This is a genomic window from Parvibaculum sp. (assembly GCF_030651915.1).
In the GTDB taxonomy this organism is placed as follows: Bacteria; Pseudomonadota; Alphaproteobacteria; order Parvibaculales; family Parvibaculaceae; genus Parvibaculum.
Window position 1 is genome coordinate 68,661 of record NZ_JAUSBV010000007.1, and the last position, 22,287, is coordinate 90,947.

Here is a 22,287-nt window from a genome sequence, read left to right on the forward strand (position 1 = left end):
GCAGGCCGGAATTGAAGAGACAAGGCGCAAGGACCATTCGACTGATGTCGCGCAAGTATTTCGGTACCGACGGTATTCGCGGCAAGGCGAATACCGGTCACATGACCGCGGAGACCGCGTTGCGCATCGGCATGGCCGCGGGCCGTGTTTTCCGGCGCGGCGACCATCGCCATCGTGTCGTGATCGGCAAGGATACGCGGCTTTCGGGTTACATGATCGAACCGGCGCTCACTGCCGGATTTACATCGATGGGCATGGACGTCTTTCTGTTCGGGCCACTGCCGACGCCGGCCGTCGCGATGCTGACGCGCTCGCTTCGCGCTGATCTGGGCGTAATGATTTCGGCCTCGCACAATTCCTTCGAGGACAACGGTATCAAGCTCTTCGGACCCGACGGTTTCAAGCTGTCCGACGAGGTCGAGCTTGCGATCGAGCATCACATGGACAATGGCCTTGCTGACAATCTGGCAGGTTCGCGCGATCTCGGCCGCACCAAGCGCATCGAGGATGCGCAGGCGCGCTATATCGAGCATGTGAAGCATAGTTTTCCCAAGCAGCAGACGCTGGAGGGGCTTCGCATCGTCATCGATTGCGCAAATGGCGCGGCCTACAAGGTTGCGCCTGCCGTTCTGTGGGAGCTTGGCGCGGAAGTCGTGCAGGTCGGCACCGATCCCAACGGCTTCAACATCAATGACGACTGTGGTTCGACCGCACCTGCCCGCATGTGTGCCGCCGTGCGCGAACGCCGGGCGGATATTGGCATCGCGCTCGACGGCGACGCCGACCGTCTGATCGTCGCCGACGAGAACGGCAAGATCATCGACGGCGACCAGATCATGGGGCTGATCGCGCGACACTGGAAGCAAATGGGTACGCTTTCGGCACCCGGCGTCGTTGCCACGGTGATGTCCAACCTCGGTCTCGAACGCTTCCTTGCGTCGCTCGACCTCGGTCTTGTGCGCACACAGGTTGGTGACCGCTATGTGGTCGAATATATGCGCGAGCATGGCTACAATGTCGGCGGCGAACAGTCCGGCCATATCGTATTGAAGGACTTCTCGACCACCGGCGATGGGCTCATTGCGGCCTTGCAGGTGCTGGCGGTCCTGAAGGCCGGCAACAAGCCCGTGAGTGAGCTCTGCCATCTGTTCGATCCGTTGCCACAGCTCCTCAAGAATGTTCGCTTCAAGCACGGCGAACCGCTTCGGGAGAAGGAAGTGGAAGAGGCAATCCGCGACGGCGAGGCGCGCCTTGGCAAGACCGGACGCCTCGTTATTCGAAAGTCGGGTACCGAGCCCTTGATCCGCGTTATGGGCGAGGGCGACGACGCAGGGCTGGTCAGGGCCGTCGTCAACGACATTGTCTCCGCGATCGAGCATAATGCCGCCTGACGGCAGCTGGCATTAGCGGGACGTTCTTTTCATGGGTTCACTTCCTCAAGGCCGCGTGTTGATCGTGGCCGGTTCTGATTCCGGCGGCGGCGCCGGCATCCAGGCCGACATCAAGAGCGTCACGGCGATGGGCGGTTTTGCCATGACGGCCGTCACCGCGATCACGGTTCAGAACACGCTCGGCGTGCACGGCATCCACGAGGTGCCGGTCGACATCGTGCGGGCGCAAATGAGGGCGGTGCTCGACGACATTGGTGCCGACGCCGTCAAGACCGGTATGTTGCACAGCGCGGAAATCGTCGAGGCGGTGGCCGCCGAACTTGGCGAACATGCCGAAGTGCCGTTCCTCGTTGTCGATCCGGTCATGGTGGCGAAGGGCGGGGCGTCGCTGCTCGAAGGTTCCGCCATTGCGGCGTTGAAGGAAATGCTTGTCCCGCTTGCAACGCTCGTCACACCCAATGTGCCGGAGGCCGAAGCCTTGACCGGCCGCCGCATCGCCGATCTGGACGGTCAGAAGGCGGCGGCGGACGCTCTGCTGGGGCTCGGATGCGACGCCGTGCTCGTCAAGGGTGGGCATCTCGAAGGCGCAACGCTTTTCGATGTGCTGGCGACGCAGGAGACGATCCAGGTCTTTTCCTCGCCGCGGATCGAGACGCGGCACACGCATGGCACGGGCTGCACGCTTGCCTCGGCCATCGCGGCCTTGCTGGCACAGGGTATCGAACTTTCGCTCGCCGTCGAAACGGCGCGCGACTATGTGCATGAGGCGATCCGCACCGCACCCGGCTTCGGCCGCGGCAACGGCCCGCTCAATTTCCATGCTGCGTTCGGCGAGGACGCCGAGCCTTCACGCCACTAGCGAGCTTGAGATCGGGCCGGCCGCCAGCAGCTCCGCGATTATGCCAAGGCCGATGGCGAGTTCCTGTCGTGTCAGCGGCTGGCCGAGCGCGAGGCGCACATGCCGCGAGGCACGATCCGTCCGCCCGACCATAAAATCCTCCCCGGCGGCGAGCGCGAGGCCGCGCGTTCGCGCCGCCTCAACGAAGGCATGCGCGCGCCATGCGTCGGGCAGGGCGAGCCAGGCATAGGGCGCGGTGTCGCGGGTCGCGATGTCGTGGCCCGGCAGCGCTTCATGCAGCATCGTATGGCGCGCGCGCATTTCCGCAATCTGACGCATCGTGAGGGTGTCGGCGTCGCCGCTTTCGATCAGCATGGCCGCAAGGTCGGCCATCAGCGGCGGTACAGTCTGGCCGAAGCCGTACTGGATGGCACGGGCACGTTCGATGTGTGCGACGGGCGGTTTCAGAAAGCCGACCCGCAGCCCGCAGGCCACGGTCTTGGCGAGGCTCGTCGCATACCAGGTACCTTCCGGATAAAAACGGGCGATGGGCGGTGGGCGGTCGTCCACCAGCTTGCCGTAGATATCGTCCTCGATGACGGCGAGGCCACGCGTCTCCGCGATATCGGCAATGTCGCGCCGCCGCCGCTCGCTCATCACGGCGCTGGTCGGATTGTGCAGCGTCGGCACGACGAAGACCGTCCGCGCGCCCGTCTCGCGCGCCGCGCGGTCGAGGGATTGCGGCACAAGGCCCTCTTCATCGATGTCGACCGGCGCGACGCGCCGTCCCACCGACGCCGCCTGGTTTGCCATCGCGGTGTAGGTCAGCGCTTCGGTCAGAATTGTATCGCCGGATTCTGTCGTGCCAAGAACCGCCGTCAGGATTGCCTGTTGCGTACCCGAGCAGATCATCAGTTCGTCGGCATCGGGCGCGAAATCGCCATGCGCGACCCACTTCGCCGCCATCGCGCGCTGATGCGGTGCGCCGCCGACGGGCGGGTAGCTGTTGAATGGCGAACGCCCGGGCATGTCCGGCAGCGCATCAAGCAAGCGTCGCATCGCCACGCCGAGAATTTCCTTCTGGCCGACAGGCGCGGGCAGCGCCGCCTTCATCGCCGCCTGCGTCTCATCGGGTACGGTGTGAAACGTTGCTGCGCCGACGCCCCCCGCCGCGTCGTTTCTTGCGTTGCGCTTGCGTACATAGGTCCCGCGTCCGACTTCGCCGGTCACTTCGCCGCGTTGAGCGGCCAGGGCATAGGCGCGCGATACAGTGCCGACCGTCACGCCCAGCCGATAGGCGAGATCGCGCAGCGGCGGCAACTTGGTGCCGGGCGTGACCCTCCCCATCTTCACGGCTTCGCTCAGCGCGTCGGCGATGGCCTTGTAGCGGGGGCCGGGACGGGCGGCGATGTCGGCTGGAGCGAAAAACGAAATTGTCATGGGTACAATAAACTCATTGAATCCATATAGGACGTGGATCATCTTCCAAAATCAGTCACAATATCGGCATTTTTGAGTCAAAAAGCAAGATTTTGGTTCATCTGGCTCAAATTGTACCCATACAATACGGAACAAAGACGATGAAAGCAGCTCTCTATCAAGTCGATGCATTCGCGGACCGCGTGTTCGAAGGCAATCCGGCGGCCGTCGTGCCGCTTGAAAGTTGGCCGGACGACGCGATGCTGCAGGCGCTCGCCGCAGAGAACAATCTCTCCGAAACGGCTTTCTTTGTGCCGGAAGGCGATAGTTACCGCCTGCGCTGGTTCACGCCGGCGGTCGAGGTGCCGTTGTGCGGCCACGCGACGCTCGCCTCGGCGCATGTCCTTTTTTCGCATCTCGGCCATGTGAAGCCGGAGCTGCATTTCGAAACGCTGAGCGGACGGCTCACCGTCGTGCGCGACGGCGATCTTCTCGCCATGGATTTTCCTGGCGAAATGCCGAAACCCTATCCCGCGCCCGCGGACATCTCCCTGGCGCTAGGTGGCAAGCCGCTGGTCTGGCTCAAGACCTCGAAGCTGATGGCCGTGTTTGCCACGGTCGAAGAGGTCGCCGCGCTTACTCCCGATTTTGCTGCGCTTGGCCGTATCATGGCGCCAATCAAGACCGGCATTATCGCGACCGCACAGGCGCCGGAAGGCTCGGAAGCCGATTTCGTCTCGCGCTATTTCGCGCCTGCGCAGGGCATCGACGAGGATCCGGTCACAGGTTCGGCGCATTGCACGTTGGTGCCCTATTGGGCGAAGAAGCTTGGCAAGAGCGATCTCGTTGCACGGCAAATCTCGAAACGCGGCGGCACACTCTATTGCCTCGATGCCGGCGAGCGCGTCATCATTCGTGGCCGCTGCGCCGACTACATGAAGGCCGAAATCTCCTTCTGATCCATTTTTCCTCTCATGGCGGTCCAGTCATGCTCACTGAAGCTCTGCTGTTCGGCGCGCTCTTCATCGCAACGATGAGTTTCACGCCGGGCCCGGCCAATCTCAGTCTTCTCTCCGTCGGCGCGTCGGTCGGCCTCGACCGTGCGCTGCCTTACCTTCTGGGCATCTGGGCAGGCGGATTTTTCGTCATTGGTGCGGGTGCACTTGGTCTCGGCGCACTGTTCGTCGCCGCTCCGCAGGTCTTTCTCGCGCTCAAGTTTCTCGGCTTCGCCTATATCTGCTGGCTTGGCTGGAAGCTTGCGCGGGCAGGATTCGGCGGGGCGGTGCTTGAGGCCGCGCCATCCTTCTGGGTTGGGTTTCTGCTCCATCCCGTCAATCCGAAAGCCTATGTGCAGAATGTGATGGTCTTCACCGCCTTTGTCTCGCCGGCCGCGCCTTACGCGCCCCAGGCAGCGGCGCTGGGTGCCGTCTCGATGGCCGCGATGATGCTGGCGACATCTCTCTGGGGTCTCGGCGGCGATGCGATTCGAACCTATGTGCGCAGCGAACGCGTCATGCGCATGACTGCTCTTGCCGCGTCGCTACTGATGGTCGCAAGCGTCGCGGCGGCGTTCCTGGTCTAGCGGCCGTTGTTGTGCCGCCACTCGCTCAAGGCGATACCGGCGAGGATCAGCGCAAAGCCGCCGAGAACGCCGGCGCGCAGTTCCTCGCCGAAGACGAGATAGCCGGTCAGCGCCGCGAAAACCGGCACCAGATAGTTCGTCAGCGACACGAATGTCGGCCCGGCACGGTCGATCAGGCGGAAGAAGACGATGGCGGCAAGGCCGGTCGAGAAGATGCCGAGCCCCGCAACGCCGAGCAGCGATGCGGCGCTCGCCTCCAGCAACGCGGTGGGCGGTGTCATCGTGCTCGCGATCACCGTGCCCATCAGCGCGCCGGCCAGCATCACGCCGGAAGATTTCGCCAGCAGCGGCATGTCGGGCACGAGACGGGCCATCACGTTGTTGCAGGCAAAGAAGAATGCACCGGCCAGCACGGCCCCTTGTGCAAGACGCGCGTCGCCGCCCGACGCCGTCACGACGTCGAGCAGCGCGCCCGGCCCGACCACGATCGCAAGGCCGGCAAAGCCGACGATGAAGCCCGCGAGCCGGAACGGCGTGATGAATTCGCCGGGCACGAAAGCGCGCGCAATCAACAGCGTCGCCAGCGGCGTGAAGCCGATCAGGATGCCCGCCAGCGCCGACGAGATGTGCTGCTGGCCCCAACTGATTGTGAAGAAGGGGGCAATGTTGCCGACAAGCGCCAGCGCAATGAGCCAGCCCCAGGCGCGGCCGTTCCGCGGCAGGCGCGTCCCCGCGACGAGCAGGCAGGTCAGCAGCAGCGCCGCGCCGGTCAAAAGCCGCCCGGCCATGGTCCATTCAGGCGCCACGGTCTCGACCGCGATTTTCGCGAAGGCGAAGGCCGAGCCCCAAAGGATCACGAGGCAGGTCAGAAGCAGCCAGTGAGACAGGCGGTGGGCGGGCAAGGCGTGCATCCTCAAGACGGAAAGGGATAGCCGTTTCACTCTTCGCGGGCATGGCCGCTGCTGTCAATTGCAGGATATTCTGCGTTTTTCAGGGGTCTGCCGCGATTTTCGGCCGCAGCATCCCGACCCGGCCGTCATTTGACTTCGCGTCGGGACAAGCCTATACGCGGCGGCGGGACACCCCTCCCCACCGAGGGGCAGCTATCTGAAAGGGTAGGTTGCAAATGACCGCCACTGAGCGTCCGGCTGTGCGTCCGGCCAATCCGCACTTCTCCTCCGGCCCCTGCGCCAAGCGCCCCGGATGGACCATCCAGAATCTTGAAAAATCCCTCGTCGGCCGGAGCCATCGCTCCAAGCCGGGCAAGGCCCGTCTGGTCGACGCGATCGAAAAGACGCGTGCGATCCTCGGTGTGCCCGCCGACTATCGCATCGGCATCGTGCCCGCCTCCGATACCGGCGCCGTTGAAATGGCGCTCTGGTCGCTGCTGGGTGCGCGCGGCGTCGACCTCCTCGCCTGGGAGAGCTTTGGCGAAGGCTGGGTCTCCGACGTCGTGAAACAGCTCAAGCTGAAGGACGCGCGCACGCTGAAGGCCGACTACGGCAAGCTGCCCGACCTTACACAGGTCAATTTTGACAATGACGTCGTCTTCACCTGGAACGGCACCACATCCGGCGTTCGCGTGCCGAATGCCGACTGGATTCCCGCCGACCGCAAGGGCCTCACGATTTGCGATGCAACGTCCGCTGCCTTCGCGCAGGACCTCGTATGGCCGAAGCTCGATGTTGTCACCTATTCCTGGCAGAAGGTGCTGGGCGGCGAAGCGGCGCACGGCATGCTGATCCTCAGCCCACGTGCCGTCGAGCGTCTCGAGAGCTACACGCCCGCCTGGCCGATGCCGAAGATTTTCCGTATGACCAAGGGCGGCAAGCTCATTGAAGGCATCTTCAAGGGTGAGACGATCAACACGCCGTCCATGATCTGCGTCGAGGACTATCTCGATGCGCTCAACTGGTCGGAGTCGATCGGCGGCCTCAAGTCGCTGATGGGCCGCGCCGATGCCAATGCGGCGGTCATCGCCGACTGGGTCAACCGCACACCCTGGGCGGAGTTTCTCGCCGAGGATGTCGCCACCCGTTCCAATACGTCCGTCTGCCTCAAGATTGTCGACCCGAAGGTGACCGCGCTGAGCGATGACGATCAGGTTGCCTTCGCTAAGAAGATCGCCGACCTGCTCGACAAGGAGGGCGTCGCCAACGACATCGCCGGCTATCGCGATGCGCCAGCCGGGCTTCGCATCTGGGCAGGGGCGACCGTCGAGACGAGCGACATGCGCGCGTTGATGCCATGGCTCGACTGGGCCTATGCCGAGGCCAAGGCGTCGCTGCAGTCGTCGGCCTGACCAATTTCGTTCATTGAGCTGCCGGTCCGGTGAGCCATGCTCGCGGGCCGGACGGCCATTCAACCAGGAGGCATTCATGCCCAAGGTTCTGATTTCCGACCAGCTTTCTCCCGCTGCCGTGCAGATTTTCAAGGATCGCGGCGTCGAAGTTGACGTCAAGACCGGCCTCGACCGCGACGAACTGATCAAGATCATCGGCGACTATGACGGTCTCGCGATCCGCTCGGCGACCAAGGTGACACCGCCGGTGCTTGCGGCCGCCAAGAAGTTGAAGGTCGTCGGCCGCGCCGGCATCGGCGTCGACAATGTCGATCTTCCGGCCGCCACCGCCGCCGGCGTCATCGTCATGAACACGCCCTTCGGCAATTCGATCACGACAGCCGAACATGCGATTGCGATGATGTTCGCGCTTGCGCGCGACATTCCGCAGGCGAACACCTCCACCCATGCCGGCAAGTGGGAAAAATCGAAATTCATGGGCGTCGAAGTCACCGCCAAGACGCTCGGCATCATCGGTTGCGGCAATATCGGCTCCATCGTCGCCGACCGCGCGCTTGGCCTTCGCATGAAGGTCGTCGCCTTCGATCCGTTCCTGACACCCGAGCGCGCCAGCGATCTCGGTGTCGAGAAAGTTGAGCTCGACGAGCTTCTGAAGCGTGCCGACTTCATCACGCTGCACACGCCCCTGACCGACAAGACACGCAACATTCTCAACGCCGAAAACCTCGCCAAGTGCAAGAAGGGCGTTCGCATCGTCAATTGCGCGCGCGGCGGCCTGATCGTCGAAGCGGATCTCAAATCGGCGATCGAGAGCGGCCATGTCGCCGGCGCGGCGCTCGACGTGTTCGAGGAAGAGCCCGCAAAATCCAACCCGCTTTTCGGCATGGAGCAGATCATTTGCACGCCGCATCTCGGTGCTTCAACCAATGAAGCGCAGGAGAACGTTGCGCTTCAGGTTGCCGAGCAGATGGCTGATTACCTGCTCACCGGCGCAATCAGCAATTCGATCAACGTGCCGGCGGTGTCGGCCGAGGAAGCGCCGAAGCTGACGCCCTATCTCACGCTCGCGCAGCAGCTTGGCTCTTTCGCGGGCCAGCTCACGGAGACGGGCATTTCGGCCGTCACCATCGAATATGCGGGCGATGTCGCCGAGATGAACACGCGCGTTCTCACCAACGCGGCGCTGACCGGTTTGCTCAAGCCGCAGCTCGAAGACGTCAACATGGTCTCGGCGCCGGTCATCGCGAAAGACCGCGACATCAAGGTCACGGAAGTGAAGCGCGAGCAGCAGGGCGCCTACGAAACCTATATCAAGATCAGCGTGAAGACGGAGCGTCAGGAACGCTCGGTCGCGGGCACCGTGTTCTCGGGTGGTATGCCGCGCCTCATCCAGATCAAGGGCGTCAACATGGAAGCCGCGCTGGGCAGTCATATGCTTTATGTGACCAACCAGGACAAGCCCGGCTTCATCGGGGCGCTCGGCTCGCTGCTCGGCAAGGCGGGCATCAACATCGCGAACTTCAACCTTGGCCGCGAAAAGGCCGGTGGCGATGCCATCTGCCTCATTGAGGTCGATGCCGACGTCACGCCGTCAGTCCTCGCCGAAATCCAGGCCCTGCCGCATGTCGTGCAGGTGAAGTCGCTGAGCTTTTGAGGAATTCGCTCCGGCGAAGAGACCAGGCGGCACCTTCCAGGGCGCCGCCTATTTCTTTTTTATGGCGTTATCGAGTTCCTCGATCCGCTTTCGATAAGCCTCGGCGTCGCCATAGGCGACGAAGCCGAGATATTTTTCATGCGCGCCTGCCGCCTTCTTCGCGTGCTTGATCGGGCACCAATAGGCTTCGGTGCGGCCCGCGATCTCGCGCACATAGGCAATAAGCCCGTTCGCATAGGAGCAATAGGCGCAGTTCAGCTTTTCGAGCGCGTTGAGATAGGCGAGGTGGCCGCGGTCGAAGACAAGGTAATCGCTGCGCTTCACCTTCTCGATGCCATAAGCGGGAAAGCAGACGGCGTGATAGATGCTGACGCATATGTCGAGCAGCACCAGCGGCACGATCAGCGAATAGATGACCGGTGCCGTCAGGACGGTCAGCGGCTTCGCGTTGAGAATGTAGCGGAGCAGGCGCGTTCGAAGCTCGCGATGGCGGCGCAGGACTTCTTCCTCGAAGACGGCGCGCCCGTGTTCCAGGCCAAATCGAAGCGCGGCACCTTGCCGTGCGATTTCCGCCTCGAGCTCGAGTTCCAATGCGCGGATGCGCCCGGTCAGTTCGTCGATTTTCTCGCCCAAAACGCCCTCCCAGACATGCCCGGTCACAAATTCCGTTTCGGTCCGGCCTGTCCCGGGCGAACCCGAGCGTATCCGGTAACTCTCCCTTAACCATAGCGGTCCAAGACTTATACAAGGGTATTCTGATTTCCCGCGTATCGGGATCGGGGGGTAATAGTGACGGCGGACCTTTTCTGGGACAGGCGGCTTTCTCGGCTTTACGACTACTGGCTCGAAAAAAAGGGCGGCCGGCCCGCGCCCACGCGCGCCGACTTCAATCCGGCCGAGATCAAACCTTTCCTGCCGATCGTCAATTTCCTCGATGTGAACTGGGATCCTCCCGGCTTTCGCCACCGCCTTGTTGGCACTGAAATTGTCGAATATCTGGGTCGCGACGCGACCGGGCGCTGGGTCGATGCCGACCTCTACGGGAAAGCGGCGGATCGCGTCTTCGCATCGCTGTTGCAGGTCGCGCGTGAGGCCCGGCCCTATCGCCGCCGCTCGCCGATGACCTGGCATTCGAAATCCTGGCTGACGATGGAATCGATGGAGCTGCCGCTTGTCGACGAGAACGGCCGGGTCAACATGATCCTGCGCGGCGTCAGCTATTCGTCGCCGAAGAATCCGCCGCCCGATCACTATGTCATCGCGCCTCTGCCGCTACATTGAACGCGTTGACACAGCGACACGAAAAGAGAAGCCGATGGACGAACTCTTCTGGGATAACCGTCTGGCCGAACTCTACGGTATCTGGCGCGAGAAAAAAGGCGACCGCCCTGCGCCGTCGCGCGCCGACTTCGACCCGACGGAACTCTTTACCTTGATGCCGATCGTCAATCTGATCGATGTGTTTTCGGAACCGGTGGGATTTCGTCATCGGCTTGTCGGCACGGAACTCGCCGAGCGCATGGGCCGCGATGTGACGGGCCGCTGGGTCGATGCCGACCTCTATGGCGAGGCCGCCGCCGACATATTCGAGGGACTTCGCACCGTTGTCACCGAAGTCCGGCCCTACCGCCGCCGCGCCCGGCTTGACTGGTACAAACAGCACTGGCTGACCACCGAAGCGATTGAGATGCCGATTCTGGGGCCTGATGGTACGATCAACATGATCTTGCGCGGCGCGATTTTCATCGCGCGTTCGGAGCGATTGCCCGAACGCCTCGATTATCGGCCGCTGGCGGTCTAGGGCGCGCCGCCTAGCTCCCGCCGCAACGCGGAATTGAGAGGCCGGGCGGCAATATTGTGCGCTCGTCGCCACAGGCGCGGGCAAGTTGCGCATTTGTGAGGCCGGTGGCGCGGGTGAAATCGGCGCCGCGCAGGTCGGTGCCGTTGAAGTCGACGCCACCCAGAAAGGCATGACGAAAAATCGCGTCGCGCGCGTCAGCGCCCGCGAAGGTCAGACGTTTGACATACTCAAGCATCCGCAGATTGGCACGCTGGAGATTGGCGCCGGTGAAGTTTGCGCCGTGCACGCGGACCGCATCGAGCCTGGCGTCGGAGAGGTTCGCACCGCGAAGATCGGCATTGGTCAGCACCGCGCCGGCCATGTTGGCGCCGCTGAAATCGGCGCCGGCGAGATTTGCGCGGGTCAGGTGGATGCCGGTCAGGTCGGCGTCGCGGAAGGTCGCACCGCTCATGTTCGCGCCTTCGAGCGCCGCGAGACGCAGGAACTGCCCGTCGAAATTGGCGCCGGCAAGGTTGCAGCCCTCGCAGTTGATGATGACTTTGTATTGGTCGGCGATGATCTTGGCCGCGCGCGCTTCGACCTCCGCTGTCGGCTGTGCCATAGCGGAGGGAAGGAGAAACGCGATGCCAGCCACAAGGGCGAGGCTGGCGGCGAGGCGCCTTGTCGTTGAGAGAATGCTCATGGATACCAGTCTGGATGAATCCGCATGTGCTGCGTGAATGTGCTTTCTTTCTAGCCTTCCGCCGCCCGATCCGCTAGACAATGCCAAAGCCCCCGGCCCGAAAGGTCAAGGGGGCTTTCGGCTTGTCTGGGGGGTCGCGCAAGCGGCCGCGCCGGACCGGGCACCCACTCTCTAAGGCATTGAATCAAATGGCAAATGTGGCGGTTGTCGGCTCCCAGTGGGGCGACGAGGGCAAGGGTAAGATCGTGGACTGGCTTTCGGAGCGCGCCGATGTGGTGGTGCGTTTCCAGGGCGGGCACAATGCCGGCCATACGCTCGTCATTGACGGCGTCACCTACAAGCTCTCGCTGCTGCCCTCGGGCATTGTGCGCAAGGGCAAGCTTTCCATTCTCGGCAATGGCGTGGTGCTCGATCCCTGGGCCTTTGCGAAGGAAGTGGACGAGATCGCCTCCAAGGGTGTCGTCGTCACGCCCGACAACCTCAAGATCGCGGAAAACGCCGTCCTCATCCTGCCGGTTCACCGCGAGCTGGACGAGATGCGCGAAGGGGCGAATTCCGGCGTGAAGATCGGCACGACCAAGCGCGGCATCGGCCCGGCCTATGAGGACAAGGCCGGCCGCCGCGCCATCCGCGTCGTCGATCTTGCCGATCCGGCCACGCTCGCCATCAAGGTCGAGGGCCTGCTCGCACACCACAACGCGCTGCGCCGCGGCAACCGCCTCGACGAGCTCGAAGCCGCGCCGATCGTTGCGGCGCTGATGGAAATCGCGCCGCGCGTGCTGCCTTTTGTGGCGCCGGTCTGGCGCGTTCTCGACGAGGCCAAGCGCCAGGGTCAGCGCATTCTGTTCGAGGGTGCGCAGGGCACCATGCTCGATGTCGATCACGGCACCTATCCCTTCGTCACCTCCTCCAACACGATTGCCGGTCAGGCCGCCGGCGGCTCCGGCGTCGGCCCCGGCGCCATCGGCTATGTGCTTGGCATTACCAAGGCCTATACGACGCGCGTCGGCGAGGGGCCGTTTCCCACCGAACTGACGGATGCCGTCGGCCAGCGTCTTGGCGAGCGCGGACATGAATTCGGTACCGTCACGGGGCGCAAGCGACGCTGCGGCTGGTTCGACGCGGTCATGGTGCGGCAGGCGATCAAGACCGGCGGCATCACCGGCATCGCGCTAACGAAGCTTGATGTGCTTGACGGTTTTGACGAATTGAAAGTTTGTACGGCCTACGAAATCGGCGGCAAGCGCGTCGATCATCTGCCGGCCGGCATGGACGCGCAGGCAAAGGTCACGCCCATCTACGAAACGCTCGAAGGCTGGAGCGACAGCACGCAGGGCGCGCGATCCTGGGCGCAGTTGCCGGCCGCCGCGGTCAAATATGTGCGTTACGTCGAAGAGCTGATCGAGGCGCCGGTGGCGCTGCTTTCGACCTCGCCAGACCGTGAGGACACGATCCTGATGACCGATCCGTTTGCGGATTGACCGGGGCCGCACAAAAGAGAAAGGGCGCCGGGAGGATTTCCGGCGCCCTTCTTTTTTCCGTCTACGGTCTTGCGTCAGGCGTTCATCAAGAGCGCGATGAAGACCATTGCGTAGCCGACCACGCCGCCGAGCCAGGCGATGGTGCGGATGCCCAACACCGTCCATCCAGCGACATAGATGACCGCATAGGCGATACGCGCGATCAGGAAGATTTGCGCGCCGAGCACCGTCAGTTCGGTGCTGATGCCGGCCAGATGCGCGGGCACCGCGAAGCAGGCATAGATCAGCAGGTTTTCGAGATGGTTGAGATAGGCGCGCCGCGCCCGTGCGCCCCAGCCCGTCGTCGTCGCGGGCTGGTCGCGATTGCCGATGCCCCAGGGCATCCCCATCGCCGACACATTGGCGTTGGCCGAAAGTGCGATCAGAATGAAAAGAAGCGCGCCGCCCCATACGAGCGACCAGAGTTCCACCGTCATGGGTTTCCTCCCCAGTTGGTTGTGTTGCCACCGGGGCGAATCCTAGCGATGAAAGTGAGTCGGGGCGAGACGCCCGTTTTGGAGGCTACTCCATCAGTACCGTGAGCAGCGCCCGGTCGAACAGCGGCACCATGCAGAGCACAATGCCGATGGTGGCGATCTGCCAGATAAGGGTCCGGACCCAGGGCAGGCCGGCGGCATAGGCCGGCACATAGGCCAACCGCGCCCAGAAATAGATCTGTGCGCCGATCTCGCTCCACTGATTCGAGCGTTCGGTCGCGTAGACGGCGAGAATCACCGCCGCGAATATCGGGAAGGTTTCGAGGAAATTGCGCAGGGCCCGTTCCATGCGGCCCGCAAGCCCGGTCGGTGGCAGCGGCTCATCGCGGGCGCCCACCGTATAGGCGTTGCCCACCTGTTTCTTGAAGGTGAGGCTTTGCAGCCCGACCTGCACCAGGCCCAGCACGGCGGCCCAGAAAAGCATGGCGATTTCGACGGTCATGGGTATCAACTCCTCTGCGTCATTCGCGCATAAGCGTCCGCGCCTCGCGCATCAGGCGGGCCGTCTTCTCGGCGGCAGGTTCGGGTTTGGAAAGGGCCGCCGCCTGTCCCGACCAGAGTTGCATGAATTCGGCACGATTTGTCCTGGCGCTGGCGCTTGTCAACGGCGCCACCAGCGGCCGTTGCGCCGGAAAGGGCGCGGCGCTTCCTTCGAGCGGCCGGAGTTCCTCCGTCAGCCGGTTGCGGATGGCGCGTGCCGGGCGGCCAGAAAAGAGCTTGGTCACGACGGTTGAGTGATCGGAGGCCTCGGCCAGCGCCTTGCGGTGAATGGGGTGAACGCTTGCCTCGGGGCAGGCCAGATAGGCCGTGCCGAGCTGCACGCCGGCGGCGCCCAGCATGAAGGCGGCGGCCACGCCGCGTGCATCGCCAATGCCGCCCGCCGCGATCACCGGTAACCCCACGGCGTCCACAACCTGTGGCACCAGCGCCATGGTGCCGACCGTGCCGAGATCGACATGATCGAGGAACGTGCCGCGATGACCGCCGGCCTCGTGTCCCTGCGCGACGATGGCGTCGGCACCGCCTGTCTCGAGGGCACGGGCTTCGGCCGCCGTCGTTGCGCTGCCGAGGATGACGATGCCCGCTTTCTTCAGCGCTGCCACGGCGTCGGCCGAGGGCAGGCCGAAATGGAAGCTCGCGACGCGGGGCCGCAGTTCCAGCACCAGTTCCAGCAGCTCGTCGTTGAAGGCGGGCGCCGGCGAGGCCGGTTCCGGCACCTCGCCGAGTTCCAGTTCGGCGAAGTAGGGGGCCAGCGCGCCGCGCATGGCCGCGCCGTCATAGTCGACGAGGTCGGGCTCCGCATGGACGAAGAAATTCAGGTTGAACGGCTTGTTGGTCAGCGATCTCAGCGCCGCCGCCGCCTCGCGCACCTGCGCGGGCGTCATCATCGCGGTGCCGAGCGCGCCGAGCCCGCCTGCATTCGACACGGCGGCTGCCAGTTCCGCCGTCGAGGCGCCGGCCATCGGCGCCTGGAGGATCGGCAGGTCGATTTCGAGAAGGTGTGTCAGGCGGTCGGCGCTTCTCATGGTCTTTCTCCGATTTCGGCCCCGCTTACCCTTTACCTTAAACGCCCGCGGAGTCACACTCGATCCATTCCGAGGGGTGTCCAACCCGGTTTGCGTAAAATGGGGGTTGGGCTGAGATGGCGCACACAGCCGGACCCTTAGAACCTGATCCGGGTCATGCCGGCGAAGGGACGGGAGCCTTGTCGCCATTCGCGTTTCCGCCCTTTTTCTCATGGCCCTTCAGTTTGAGGGAGGGAGAAGATGATTTATTGGCGCTTTCTGGCGGCGTTCCTCGGGCTGTTGCTGATGGGCGGCGAGCTTTTCCGAAGCTGGGGCATGGGCCGCCCGCTGGTCTTCGTTCTCGACGATTTCTTCATCGGCATACCGCTGGTCGTTACCGCGCTTCTGATGGCGAAGGATACGATCGCGCGCCGCGCCGCCTTTGCCGGCGCCTGGGGCGCCACCGCCGGCATGCTCTATCCGAGCTTTTTCGGCAAGCTGATCGAGCCGACGGCGGAAGCGGCGGCCACGACCAACATTCCCTTCGATTTCCTGACCGCCATTATCGGCGTCATCTTCGCGCTGTCGCTCGCCGGTCTCGTCGCCAGCGTCGCGCTTAAGCAACGTGTTGCCTGAACGTTGCAACACGAAAGGAGCAACCCCATGCGGACCTCGGTGTTTCTCGCCCAGCTTCTCGGCCCCACATTGCTCGTGATGGGCATCGGCATGATCGTCAACCGTGACGCCTACCGGACCATGGCGCAGGAGTTCATCGCCAGCCGCGCGCTCATCTATATCGCCGGCCTTCTCGCTTTCGTGCCCGGTCTCGCCATCGTGCTGACGCACAATGTCTGGGTGGCGGGCTGGCCGGTCATCGTCACGCTGTTCGGCTGGATTGCGCTTCTCGGCGGCATTTTCCGGCTGCTCTTTCCACAGGAGGTGACGCGGCTCGGCACGCACATGCTCGCCAACCCGGCCTCGCTCACCGTGGGTGGTGCCGTCACGATCGTCCTCGGCTCCATTCTTTCCTTTTTCGGCTACGTCGCCTGAACAACGGTATCCCAATGAACATTCAAGCCCCCCGCAAGGATGCGCGCCCCGACGTCACCACCGGCCCGCTTCCCGCCAGCACCAAAATCTTCACCGCGCCGGACGGCTTTCCCGATCTGAAAGTCCCCCTTCGCGAAATCGCGCTGCACCCTTCCGCCAAGGAACCGCCGGTCCGCGTCTACGACACCTCGGGGCCCTACACCGACCCCACGGCGCAGATCGACGTCGAAAAAGGCCTTCCGCGCCATCGCGAAAGCTGGATCGAGGCGCGCGGCGGCACGGCGCTTTATGACGGCCGCGAGGTGAAGCCCGAAGACAATGGCAATGTTGGCGAAAAGCATCTCGCCCGCGCCTTCCCGGTCGCCAACCGTCCGCGCCGCGGCCTTCCCGGCCAACCGGTGACGCAATACGAGTTCGCGAAAGCCGGCATCGTCACCGCCGAAATGGCCTATATCGCGGAACGCGAGAATATCGGCCGCAAGCAGGCACTCGCCAATGCCGCCCACAAGCTCGCCGAAGGCGAGAGCTTCGGTGCAAATATCCCGGAATTCATCACACCGGAATTCGTGCGCGCTGAAGTTGCCGCCGGCCGCGCCATCATTCCGGCCAACATCAATCATCCGGAACTCGAGCCGATGATCATCGGCCGCAATTTCCTGGTCAAGATCAACGCCAATATCGGCAACTCGGCCATCACTTCGTCGGTGGCCGAAGAAGTCGACAAGATGGTCTGGGCGATCCGCTGGGGCGCCGACAATGTGATGGACCTCTCCACGGGTCGCAACATCCACAACACACGCGAATGGATCGTCCGCAATTCGCCGGTCCCCATCGGCACCGTGCCGATCTATCAGGCCTTGGAAAAAGTCGACGGCGTTGCCGAAGACCTGACATGGGAGGTTTACCGCGACACGCTGATCGAGCAGGCCGAGCAGGGCGTCGATTATTTCACCATCCATGCGGGCGTGCGGCTGGCTTATGTGCCGCTCACCGCGAAGCGCGTCACCGGCATCGTCAGCCGTGGCGGTTCGATCATGGCGAAATGGTGCCTTGCGCATCACAAGGAGAGTTTCCTCTACGAGCACTTCGCCGAGATCTGCGACATCATGCGACAATACGATGTGTCGTTCTCGCTGGGCGACGGCTTGCGCCCGGGTTCGATTGCGGATGCCAATGACGAGGCGCAATTCGCCGAACTCGAAACGCTGGGCGAACTGACGCAGATTGCCTGGGCCAAAGGCTGCCAGGTGATGATCGAAGGGCCGGGTCATGTGCCGATGCACAAGATCAAGGTCAATATGGACAAGCAATTGAAGCATTGCGGCGGTGCGCCTTTCTATACGCTCGGGCCGCTCACCACCGACATCGCGCCGGGCTACGACCACATCACGTCCGGCATCGGCGCCGCCATGATCGGCTGGTTCGGCTGCGCGATGCTTTGCTACGTGACGCCGAAGGAACATCTCGGCCTGCCGGACAGGGTGGACGTCAAGGACGGCGTCATCACCTACAAGATCGCGGCGCATGCCGCCGATCTCGCCAAGGGCCATCCGGCGGCGCAGTTGCGCGACGACGCGCTTTCCCGCGCGCGTTTCGAATTCCGCTGGGAGGACCAGTTCAACCTCGCGCTCGATCCCGAACGCGCCAAGGAGTTCCACGACCGCACGCTGCCCAAGGAAGCGCACAAGGTCGCTCATTTCTGTTCGATGTGCGGGCCGAAATTCTGCTCGATGAAAATCACGCAGGAAGTGCGCGACTATGCCGAAAGCGGCATGGCGGAAAAGGCGTCAGAGTTCCGCAATTCGGGAAGCGAGATTTATCTCGAGGAAGCCGACGTTGCGAACAAGGCCGCCAACAAGTCGCTGTCGGGCAAGGCGGCGGAGTAGGGGGCTGGTTCGCCCATGCCCAATCGCTGGCGAAAAACCATCAGCCGGGAAAAGCTGCCCGACGTTCTGATGCCCGGCCTCGACCTTGTCTTTGTCGGCACCGCGGCCGGGCGTCGCTCGGCCGCGGTCGGCGCCTATTACGCCCATCCCGGCAACCGCTTCTGGCGCACGCTCTTCGATGTCGGGCTGACGCCGCGCCTATTTGCGCCGCACGAGTTTTCCGACCTTGTGAAACTCGGCATCGGTTTCACCGACATGGCCAAGCTCGCTTCCGGCATGGATCACGAAATCGACCCCGAGCAGTTCGATGTGCCGCGGTTCGAAGCGGCGATGGACCGCTGCCGCCCCCGCGCCATCGCCTTCACCAGCAAGAAGGCAGCGAGCGTTTTTCTGGGTCAGCCCACCGGGCGCCTCGCGCTCGGCCGGCAACCGCGCCCCCACAAGCGCTCGGAAATCTTCGTCCTGACTTCGCCGTCGGGCGCCGCCACGCGTTACTGGTCGGTGGAGCCATGGCAGGAACTGGCGGCGTTTCTGGGGCGGGCGGGATAGGGCCTTGAGCGCGGGTCCCGGCGGGCAATGACGGCAAGGATTGTCGTTCCGAGGTTATCGGTTGACATCTGCGCTGTCGTTGTCAAAGGTAAAATGGGGATTGTAATCGGGGGGAGCTAATAAGATGGAGCGGGTGCGTTGCGCGGCGTGGGTTGCTGCGATTTTGGGGGCGTGTGTCGCGACGGCGGATGTCGCTATAGCTGACGAGACAGAATCCTCAAGATGGCGCGGCTGGGTGGACGCCGAAGGCAAGCTCGGAACCGATCGGTCGCTTGGCGAGGTGAGTATCTTCGCGCCGCTTTGGCAATCCAGCGACACGCTCATCTTCGGCAATCTCATTACGCGTCTCGACGATCAGGATAGCAGGGAAGCAAACATTGGCGGTGGCGTGCGCCATCTGCTGACTTCGGATAGCCTCGTTGGCGCCTATGCTTTCTTCGACAGGCGGCGATCTCCGACCGACAATTATTTCAACCAGTTTGTCGTCGGTGCCGAATATTTGTCGGAACATTGGGATATGCGCGCGAACGCCTATATCGCGGACAGTGCGGAGAAGGCGACGAGCGGTGGCGTTGCGTCGATCTCCGGATCTCAGCTCTTGGTGAGGTCCAATCTCGAGGCGGCCTTGTCGGGCTTCGACGGAGAGGTGGGCGTCAAACTTCCGCTCGGCCTTGATAATCTGGAGTTGCGGGCCTTTGCGGGTGGCTTCCACTTCGAGAAAAACGGCTATGGAAACGTCTCGGGACCGCGCGCGCGCGCGGAAGCGCGTGTCCTCGATATGGGAGCCTTCCTTCCGGCGTCGACCGAACTGTGGTTCGGTGCGGAAGTTCAAGACGACAATGTTCGCGGCTCCCAAGGTTTTTTCAGCGTTCGCCTTCGTATCCCGTTGGGAGGGTGGTCGGACCGGTCCTCGGGGCGCCAGTTTGCCAATAGGATGACGGACCCGGTGTTCCGTGACATTGATGTTGTTACCGGCGGCGGATTGGGTGCGCCAGTCGTCGCCGTCAATCAGGCAACAGGTCGTTCTGTCGCGTCCGGTATCGTGGTTCGCGCGGGCGACGATCTCGCAGCAGAGCTTGTCGCGGCCGGTGCCGATTCGGTCGTAGTGGCCGACGGCTCGGCCGGCTTCATCGGCAGTTCCGCAGATGCCATCCTGCAAACCGGCCAGACGCTTCTCGGCGCTGGCGGCGGCACGATCAATCTTGTCGATCCGACGACAGGTTCGGTTATCACATGGACACCGTCAGGCACGCGGCCGACCCTCGATCGGGTCGTTGTCGGTATGCGGACCGACACCGTTCTCGAGAACGTCACGATCGACAGCGGTTCCATCTATACGGAATTGGACGGTGGCCTGTTTCCGTCAGATCCCGCACCCGTTCAGAATATCGCCATTACGGATGTTACGATCACGGGCAGTAATTTCGATCCGGGTGCGAATGCCGGCCAGATTTATGGTCTTTTCCTGTTGGGTCCAGATGGTGTGCGGATAACGAATTTCCGCTTCGAGGATGTCGATATCTCCTACGGCGGCGCTTTGATTGTTTCCGTTATCACGGATTTCGTGGCAAAGAATGTTGTGTTCGATGGGCTGGCCGTCGACAACGTTAATCTCTCCGGAAGCCATTTCTCCAGGTATGCGACGGTAACTTCCCTTACGACGCCTTTGGAGTTTGTGGAAACCCCGGATGTCGATGGCGTAACGTTGAATGGGCTTGACCTCGCTCCAACGATCGACCTCGATCCCGGCATGATCCAGATTATGTTGGGCGTCAATGAAGGTCCGCCACCTGCAATTTGTGCCAGCTTCGGGTCTGTCCTGCCGGCCGGCGTGTCTCTGCCGGATTGCGTATCGATCTTCCCGTAGCGGGAAAGCCTTACGCCGGCGCGCTCGCCGAATTCAGCGGGCGCGCCGTCCGACCAGGGCTGACAGGGCCCTGCTGCCGGTCTAGGCTTGCCATAGTCGGCAGGACGTCACCGGACCGCAGGGAAATGAATGAGGTTTGCCGGCTTTCTGATCGCGATCTCACTCGGTCTCGGCGGCTGCGCGGCAGCGCCGATGCGGGCGCTCGACACGCCGGTGACGGCGCTCCCCGCGCCTGAGACAACGCCGCTCTGGCAGACGCTTGTGGTGCCGGAGGAAGCGGCCGCGGGGCGTTCCGGCTTCTTCTTTCTCGAAACCGGGCTTGACGCCTATCACCTGCGGCTGACCGCCATCGAGGCGGCGACGCGCACCGTCGACATCCAGTATTACATCTGGCATTTCGATGGCAGCGGGCGGGCGATCAGCGAGGCGCTGCTGCGTGCGGCCGATCGGGGCGTGCGCGTGCGGGCGCTGGTCGACGGCTTTCACATCGACGAGGCGGCCGCGCCGCTGAAGCGGATCGCGCGCCATCCCAATGTCGAAGTGCGCATCTACAATGCCTTTCGCAGCTCTTTCCGCTCCAATCTGCGGCGCTACACCGAACTCGTGTTCGACTTCTCGCGCCTCAACCAGCGCATGCACAACAAGATCGTCGCGGTCGACAACACGCTTGCCATTGTCGGCGGGCGCAATGTCAACGATGCCTATTTCGGTCTCGACGCGGACCATTATTTTCTCGACCGCGATGTCGTCGTCGCCGGTCCGCTGACGCGGGATATCTCGGCGAGCTTCGACGCCTTCTGGAACGATCCGCATGCGGTGCCGGCCCGCGATTTTGCCCGCGACGATGCCTCCTCCGTCAATGCGGGCACGGTCTGGGCCGAGGCGCCGGACCTGACGCTTGATGAATTTCCGCTGCCGCGCCGCATCGACGGGGCGGCGCTTGCCGAAAAATTCAACGATCTGCGCGGCCGCTTCGTCTGGGCGCCGGCGATGCTGGCCCTGACATCGCCGGGCCCGGTCTTTGCCGAACCGGCGCAGTTGCCGGTGGCAGAAATCGAGACGGTGCTGCTGGCACAGCTCGGCGCGGCGCAGGAAGAGGTTGTCGTCCAGATGTCCTATGTGATGCTGACCGAGCCGCGCGAGGCGGCGCTGGCCGAAGCCAGGGCGCGCGGCGTCCGCATGGTGCTGCAGACCAATTCGCTCGCCTCGACGGATTCCTCGATCGTCCATTACGGCTACGCACGCGACCGGCGGCGCTTCCTCCGCCACGATGTCGCGCTTTACGAGTTGAAGAACGTGCCGCAGAACGCCCGCGGCATGGCCCAGCTCGGCATCGTGCCCGAAAAGACCACATTGCATCCCAAGACCCTGGTCTTCGACCGGCGCTATGTCTTTCTCGGCTCGTTCAATCTCGACCACCGCTCCATTCTCTACAATTCGGAAATCGGCATCCTGATCGACAGCCCGCTGCTGGCCGCGCGGGTGCTCGAGGCGATCGCCTGGGACATGGCGCCGGTCAACAGCTGGCGCGTTGCGCTCGAACCGCCGCGCCGCCTCGTCTGGTACGATGACGATCAAACCCCGCCGCTTCGCCACGACAGCGAGCCCAATGCCGGCATCATGGCGCAGATCCTGACCTGGATCGGCTATTTCCTGCCGATCGATCATTTGCTCTGAGGGCTGACAGGGCTGGCCGGCAGCCTTAAGCTGACCTACATCATAAGCCTGCCCCATCTCCGCCCCC

22 protein-coding genes and 1 riboswitch are annotated in these 22,287 nt (G+C 63.3%); of the genes, 15 read left to right on the forward strand and 7 right to left on the reverse strand.

Annotated features, from left to right (window positions below; genetic code table 11):
- The first annotated feature begins 44 nt into the window (after positions 1-44).
- Complete coding sequence (glmM, locus tag Q7V31_RS10810; RefSeq protein ID WP_304734163.1) at positions 45-1,391, forward strand: phosphoglucosamine mutase; 1,347 nt, start codon at positions 45-47, stop codon at positions 1,389-1,391.
- Between the two features lie 31 nt (positions 1,392-1,422).
- Positions 1,423-2,250, forward strand: a complete 828-nt coding sequence (thiD, locus tag Q7V31_RS10815; protein ID WP_304734164.1) for a bifunctional hydroxymethylpyrimidine kinase/phosphomethylpyrimidine kinase — start codon at positions 1,423-1,425, stop codon at positions 2,248-2,250.
- On the opposite strand, the gene Q7V31_RS10820 is transcribed toward thiD, so the two are convergent.
- The gene (locus Q7V31_RS10820; RefSeq protein ID WP_304734165.1) at positions 2,239-3,669 is read right to left on the reverse strand and encodes a PLP-dependent aminotransferase family protein; all 1,431 of its coding nucleotides are present in this window, start codon (positions 3,667-3,669) and stop codon (positions 2,239-2,241) included. The genes thiD and Q7V31_RS10820 overlap by 12 nt on opposite strands.
- A 140-nt stretch (positions 3,670-3,809) precedes the next feature.
- Between Q7V31_RS10820 and Q7V31_RS10825 the strand changes: the two genes are divergently transcribed.
- Both Q7V31_RS10825 and Q7V31_RS10830 read left to right on the forward strand, forming a co-directional pair.
- Entirely contained in the window at positions 3,810-4,607 is a 798-nt protein-coding gene (locus tag Q7V31_RS10825; RefSeq protein ID WP_304734167.1) for a PhzF family phenazine biosynthesis protein, read from the forward strand.
- Positions 4,608-4,636: 29 nt separating this feature from the next.
- A complete protein-coding gene (locus Q7V31_RS10830) occupies positions 4,637-5,230 on the forward strand; it encodes a LysE family translocator (RefSeq protein ID WP_304734168.1) in 594 nt (197 codons plus the stop codon).
- Here Q7V31_RS10830 and Q7V31_RS10835 read toward each other — a convergent pair.
- Positions 5,227-6,132, reverse strand: coding sequence for a DMT family transporter (locus Q7V31_RS10835; protein ID WP_304734171.1), 906 nt, complete (start codon positions 6,130-6,132; stop codon positions 5,227-5,229). The genes Q7V31_RS10830 and Q7V31_RS10835 overlap by 4 nt on opposite strands.
- A gap of 224 nt (positions 6,133-6,356) precedes the next feature.
- On the opposite strand from Q7V31_RS10835, the gene Q7V31_RS10840 reads away from it, so the two are divergent.
- Entirely contained in the window at positions 6,357-7,532 is a 1,176-nt protein-coding gene (locus tag Q7V31_RS10840) for a phosphoserine transaminase (RefSeq protein ID WP_304734172.1), read from the forward strand.
- A gap of 76 nt (positions 7,533-7,608) precedes the next feature.
- Positions 7,609-9,186, forward strand: a complete 1,578-nt coding sequence (gene serA, locus Q7V31_RS10845; protein WP_304734174.1) for a phosphoglycerate dehydrogenase — start codon at positions 7,609-7,611, stop codon at positions 9,184-9,186.
- A 48-nt stretch (positions 9,187-9,234) separates the two neighbouring features.
- Here the strand turns inward: serA and Q7V31_RS10850 are convergent, their stop codons facing one another.
- A complete protein-coding gene (locus tag Q7V31_RS10850) occupies positions 9,235-9,819 on the reverse strand; it encodes a hypothetical protein (protein WP_304734175.1) in 585 nt (194 codons plus the stop codon).
- A 156-nt stretch (positions 9,820-9,975) separates the two neighbouring features.
- On the opposite strand from Q7V31_RS10850, the gene Q7V31_RS10855 reads away from it, so the two are divergent.
- A complete protein-coding gene (locus Q7V31_RS10855) occupies positions 9,976-10,467 on the forward strand; it encodes a PAS domain-containing protein (protein ID WP_304734177.1) in 492 nt (163 codons plus the stop codon).
- Between the two features lie 34 nt (positions 10,468-10,501).
- Positions 10,502-10,987: a PAS domain-containing protein gene (locus Q7V31_RS10860; RefSeq protein WP_304734179.1), complete on the forward strand. Its 486-nt coding sequence runs from the start codon at positions 10,502-10,504 to the stop codon at positions 10,985-10,987.
- 10 nt (positions 10,988-10,997) lie between these two features.
- Here the strand turns inward: Q7V31_RS10860 and Q7V31_RS10865 are convergent, their stop codons facing one another.
- On the reverse strand, positions 10,998-11,669 hold the full coding sequence (locus Q7V31_RS10865) for a pentapeptide repeat-containing protein (RefSeq protein ID WP_304734182.1): 672 nt from the start codon (positions 11,667-11,669) through the stop codon (positions 10,998-11,000).
- A 188-nt stretch (positions 11,670-11,857) separates the two neighbouring features.
- On the opposite strand from Q7V31_RS10865, the gene Q7V31_RS10870 reads away from it, so the two are divergent.
- A complete protein-coding gene (locus tag Q7V31_RS10870; protein WP_304734183.1) occupies positions 11,858-13,150 on the forward strand; it encodes an adenylosuccinate synthase in 1,293 nt (430 codons plus the stop codon).
- A gap of 74 nt (positions 13,151-13,224) precedes the next feature.
- Here Q7V31_RS10870 and Q7V31_RS10875 read toward each other — a convergent pair whose 3' ends face one another.
- The 3 genes from Q7V31_RS10875 to Q7V31_RS10885 all read right to left on the reverse strand — a co-directional run bounded on the left by Q7V31_RS10875 (position 13,225) and on the right by Q7V31_RS10885 (position 15,212).
- The gene (locus Q7V31_RS10875; RefSeq protein WP_304734185.1) at positions 13,225-13,626 is read right to left on the reverse strand and encodes an MAPEG family protein; all 402 of its coding nucleotides are present in this window, start codon (positions 13,624-13,626) and stop codon (positions 13,225-13,227) included.
- An 85-nt stretch (positions 13,627-13,711) separates the two neighbouring features.
- The gene (locus Q7V31_RS10880; protein ID WP_304734187.1) at positions 13,712-14,128 is read right to left on the reverse strand and encodes an MAPEG family protein; all 417 of its coding nucleotides are present in this window, start codon (positions 14,126-14,128) and stop codon (positions 13,712-13,714) included.
- 19 nt (positions 14,129-14,147) lie between these two features.
- Positions 14,148-15,212, reverse strand: a complete 1,065-nt coding sequence (locus Q7V31_RS10885; RefSeq protein WP_304734189.1) for a nitronate monooxygenase family protein — start codon at positions 15,210-15,212, stop codon at positions 14,148-14,150.
- 62 nt (positions 15,213-15,274) lie between these two features.
- Positions 15,275-15,400: riboswitch (TPP riboswitch) on the forward strand.
- A gap of 52 nt (positions 15,401-15,452) precedes the next feature.
- Between Q7V31_RS10885 and Q7V31_RS10890 the strand changes: the two genes are divergently transcribed.
- The 6 genes from Q7V31_RS10890 (at position 15,453) to Q7V31_RS10915 (ending at position 22,220) form a co-directional block, all read left to right on the forward strand.
- On the forward strand, positions 15,453-15,827 hold the full coding sequence (locus Q7V31_RS10890) for a hypothetical protein (protein ID WP_304734191.1): 375 nt from the start codon (positions 15,453-15,455) through the stop codon (positions 15,825-15,827).
- Between the two features lie 27 nt (positions 15,828-15,854).
- Positions 15,855-16,241 carry a hypothetical protein gene (locus Q7V31_RS10895; protein ID WP_304734193.1) on the forward strand — a complete coding sequence of 129 codons (387 nt, stop codon included), beginning with the start codon at positions 15,855-15,857 and terminating at the stop codon, positions 16,239-16,241.
- A gap of 14 nt (positions 16,242-16,255) precedes the next feature.
- A complete protein-coding gene (thiC, locus tag Q7V31_RS10900; protein WP_304734195.1) occupies positions 16,256-18,127 on the forward strand; it encodes a phosphomethylpyrimidine synthase ThiC in 1,872 nt (623 codons plus the stop codon).
- Positions 18,128-18,142: 15 nt separating this feature from the next.
- The gene (locus Q7V31_RS10905) at positions 18,143-18,676 is read left to right on the forward strand and encodes a mismatch-specific DNA-glycosylase (RefSeq protein ID WP_304734196.1); all 534 of its coding nucleotides are present in this window, start codon (positions 18,143-18,145) and stop codon (positions 18,674-18,676) included.
- Between the two features lie 124 nt (positions 18,677-18,800).
- Positions 18,801-20,543, forward strand: coding sequence for an inverse autotransporter beta domain-containing protein (locus Q7V31_RS10910; protein ID WP_304734197.1), 1,743 nt, complete (start codon positions 18,801-18,803; stop codon positions 20,541-20,543).
- A 129-nt stretch (positions 20,544-20,672) separates the two neighbouring features.
- On the forward strand, positions 20,673-22,220 hold the full coding sequence (locus Q7V31_RS10915) for a phospholipase D family protein (RefSeq protein WP_304734199.1): 1,548 nt from the start codon (positions 20,673-20,675) through the stop codon (positions 22,218-22,220).
- Positions 22,221-22,287: the final 67 nt, after the last annotated feature.

What these genes read in the sequence shown, in the direction of transcription:
- serA (WP_304734174.1), top strand. Translation starts at nt 7,609, where the DNA reads ATGCCCAAGGTTCTGATTTCCGACCAGCTTTCTCCCGCTGCCGTGCAG.
- Q7V31_RS10860 (WP_304734179.1), top strand. Translation starts at nt 10,502, where the DNA reads ATGGACGAACTCTTCTGGGATAACCGTCTGGCCGAACTCTACGGTATC.
- Q7V31_RS10875 (WP_304734185.1), bottom strand. Translation starts at nt 13,626, where the DNA reads ATGACGGTGGAACTCTGGTCGCTCGTATGGGGCGGCGCGCTTCTTTTC.
- thiC (WP_304734195.1), top strand. Translation starts at nt 16,256, where the DNA reads ATGAACATTCAAGCCCCCCGCAAGGATGCGCGCCCCGACGTCACCACC.
- Q7V31_RS10870 (WP_304734183.1), top strand. Translation starts at nt 11,858, where the DNA reads ATGGCAAATGTGGCGGTTGTCGGCTCCCAGTGGGGCGACGAGGGCAAG.
- Q7V31_RS10825 (WP_304734167.1), top strand. Translation starts at nt 3,810, where the DNA reads ATGAAAGCAGCTCTCTATCAAGTCGATGCATTCGCGGACCGCGTGTTC.
- Q7V31_RS10895 (WP_304734193.1), top strand. Translation starts at nt 15,855, where the DNA reads ATGCGGACCTCGGTGTTTCTCGCCCAGCTTCTCGGCCCCACATTGCTC.
- Q7V31_RS10915 (WP_304734199.1), top strand. Translation starts at nt 20,673, where the DNA reads ATGAGGTTTGCCGGCTTTCTGATCGCGATCTCACTCGGTCTCGGCGGC.
- Q7V31_RS10820 (WP_304734165.1), bottom strand. Translation starts at nt 3,669, where the DNA reads ATGACAATTTCGTTTTTCGCTCCAGCCGACATCGCCGCCCGTCCCGGC.
- Q7V31_RS10880 (WP_304734187.1), bottom strand. Translation starts at nt 14,128, where the DNA reads ATGACCGTCGAAATCGCCATGCTTTTCTGGGCCGCCGTGCTGGGCCTG.
- Q7V31_RS10885 (WP_304734189.1), bottom strand. Translation starts at nt 15,212, where the DNA reads ATGAGAAGCGCCGACCGCCTGACACACCTTCTCGAAATCGACCTGCCG.
- thiD (WP_304734164.1), top strand. Translation starts at nt 1,423, where the DNA reads ATGGGTTCACTTCCTCAAGGCCGCGTGTTGATCGTGGCCGGTTCTGAT.
- Q7V31_RS10905 (WP_304734196.1), top strand. Translation starts at nt 18,143, where the DNA reads ATGCCCAATCGCTGGCGAAAAACCATCAGCCGGGAAAAGCTGCCCGAC.
- glmM (WP_304734163.1), top strand. Translation starts at nt 45, where the DNA reads ATGTCGCGCAAGTATTTCGGTACCGACGGTATTCGCGGCAAGGCGAAT.
- Q7V31_RS10840 (WP_304734172.1), top strand. Translation starts at nt 6,357, where the DNA reads ATGACCGCCACTGAGCGTCCGGCTGTGCGTCCGGCCAATCCGCACTTC.
- Q7V31_RS10890 (WP_304734191.1), top strand. Translation starts at nt 15,453, where the DNA reads ATGATTTATTGGCGCTTTCTGGCGGCGTTCCTCGGGCTGTTGCTGATG.
- Q7V31_RS10910 (WP_304734197.1), top strand. Translation starts at nt 18,801, where the DNA reads ATGGAGCGGGTGCGTTGCGCGGCGTGGGTTGCTGCGATTTTGGGGGCG.
- Q7V31_RS10830 (WP_304734168.1), top strand. Translation starts at nt 4,637, where the DNA reads ATGCTCACTGAAGCTCTGCTGTTCGGCGCGCTCTTCATCGCAACGATG.
- Q7V31_RS10865 (WP_304734182.1), bottom strand. Translation starts at nt 11,669, where the DNA reads ATGAGCATTCTCTCAACGACAAGGCGCCTCGCCGCCAGCCTCGCCCTT.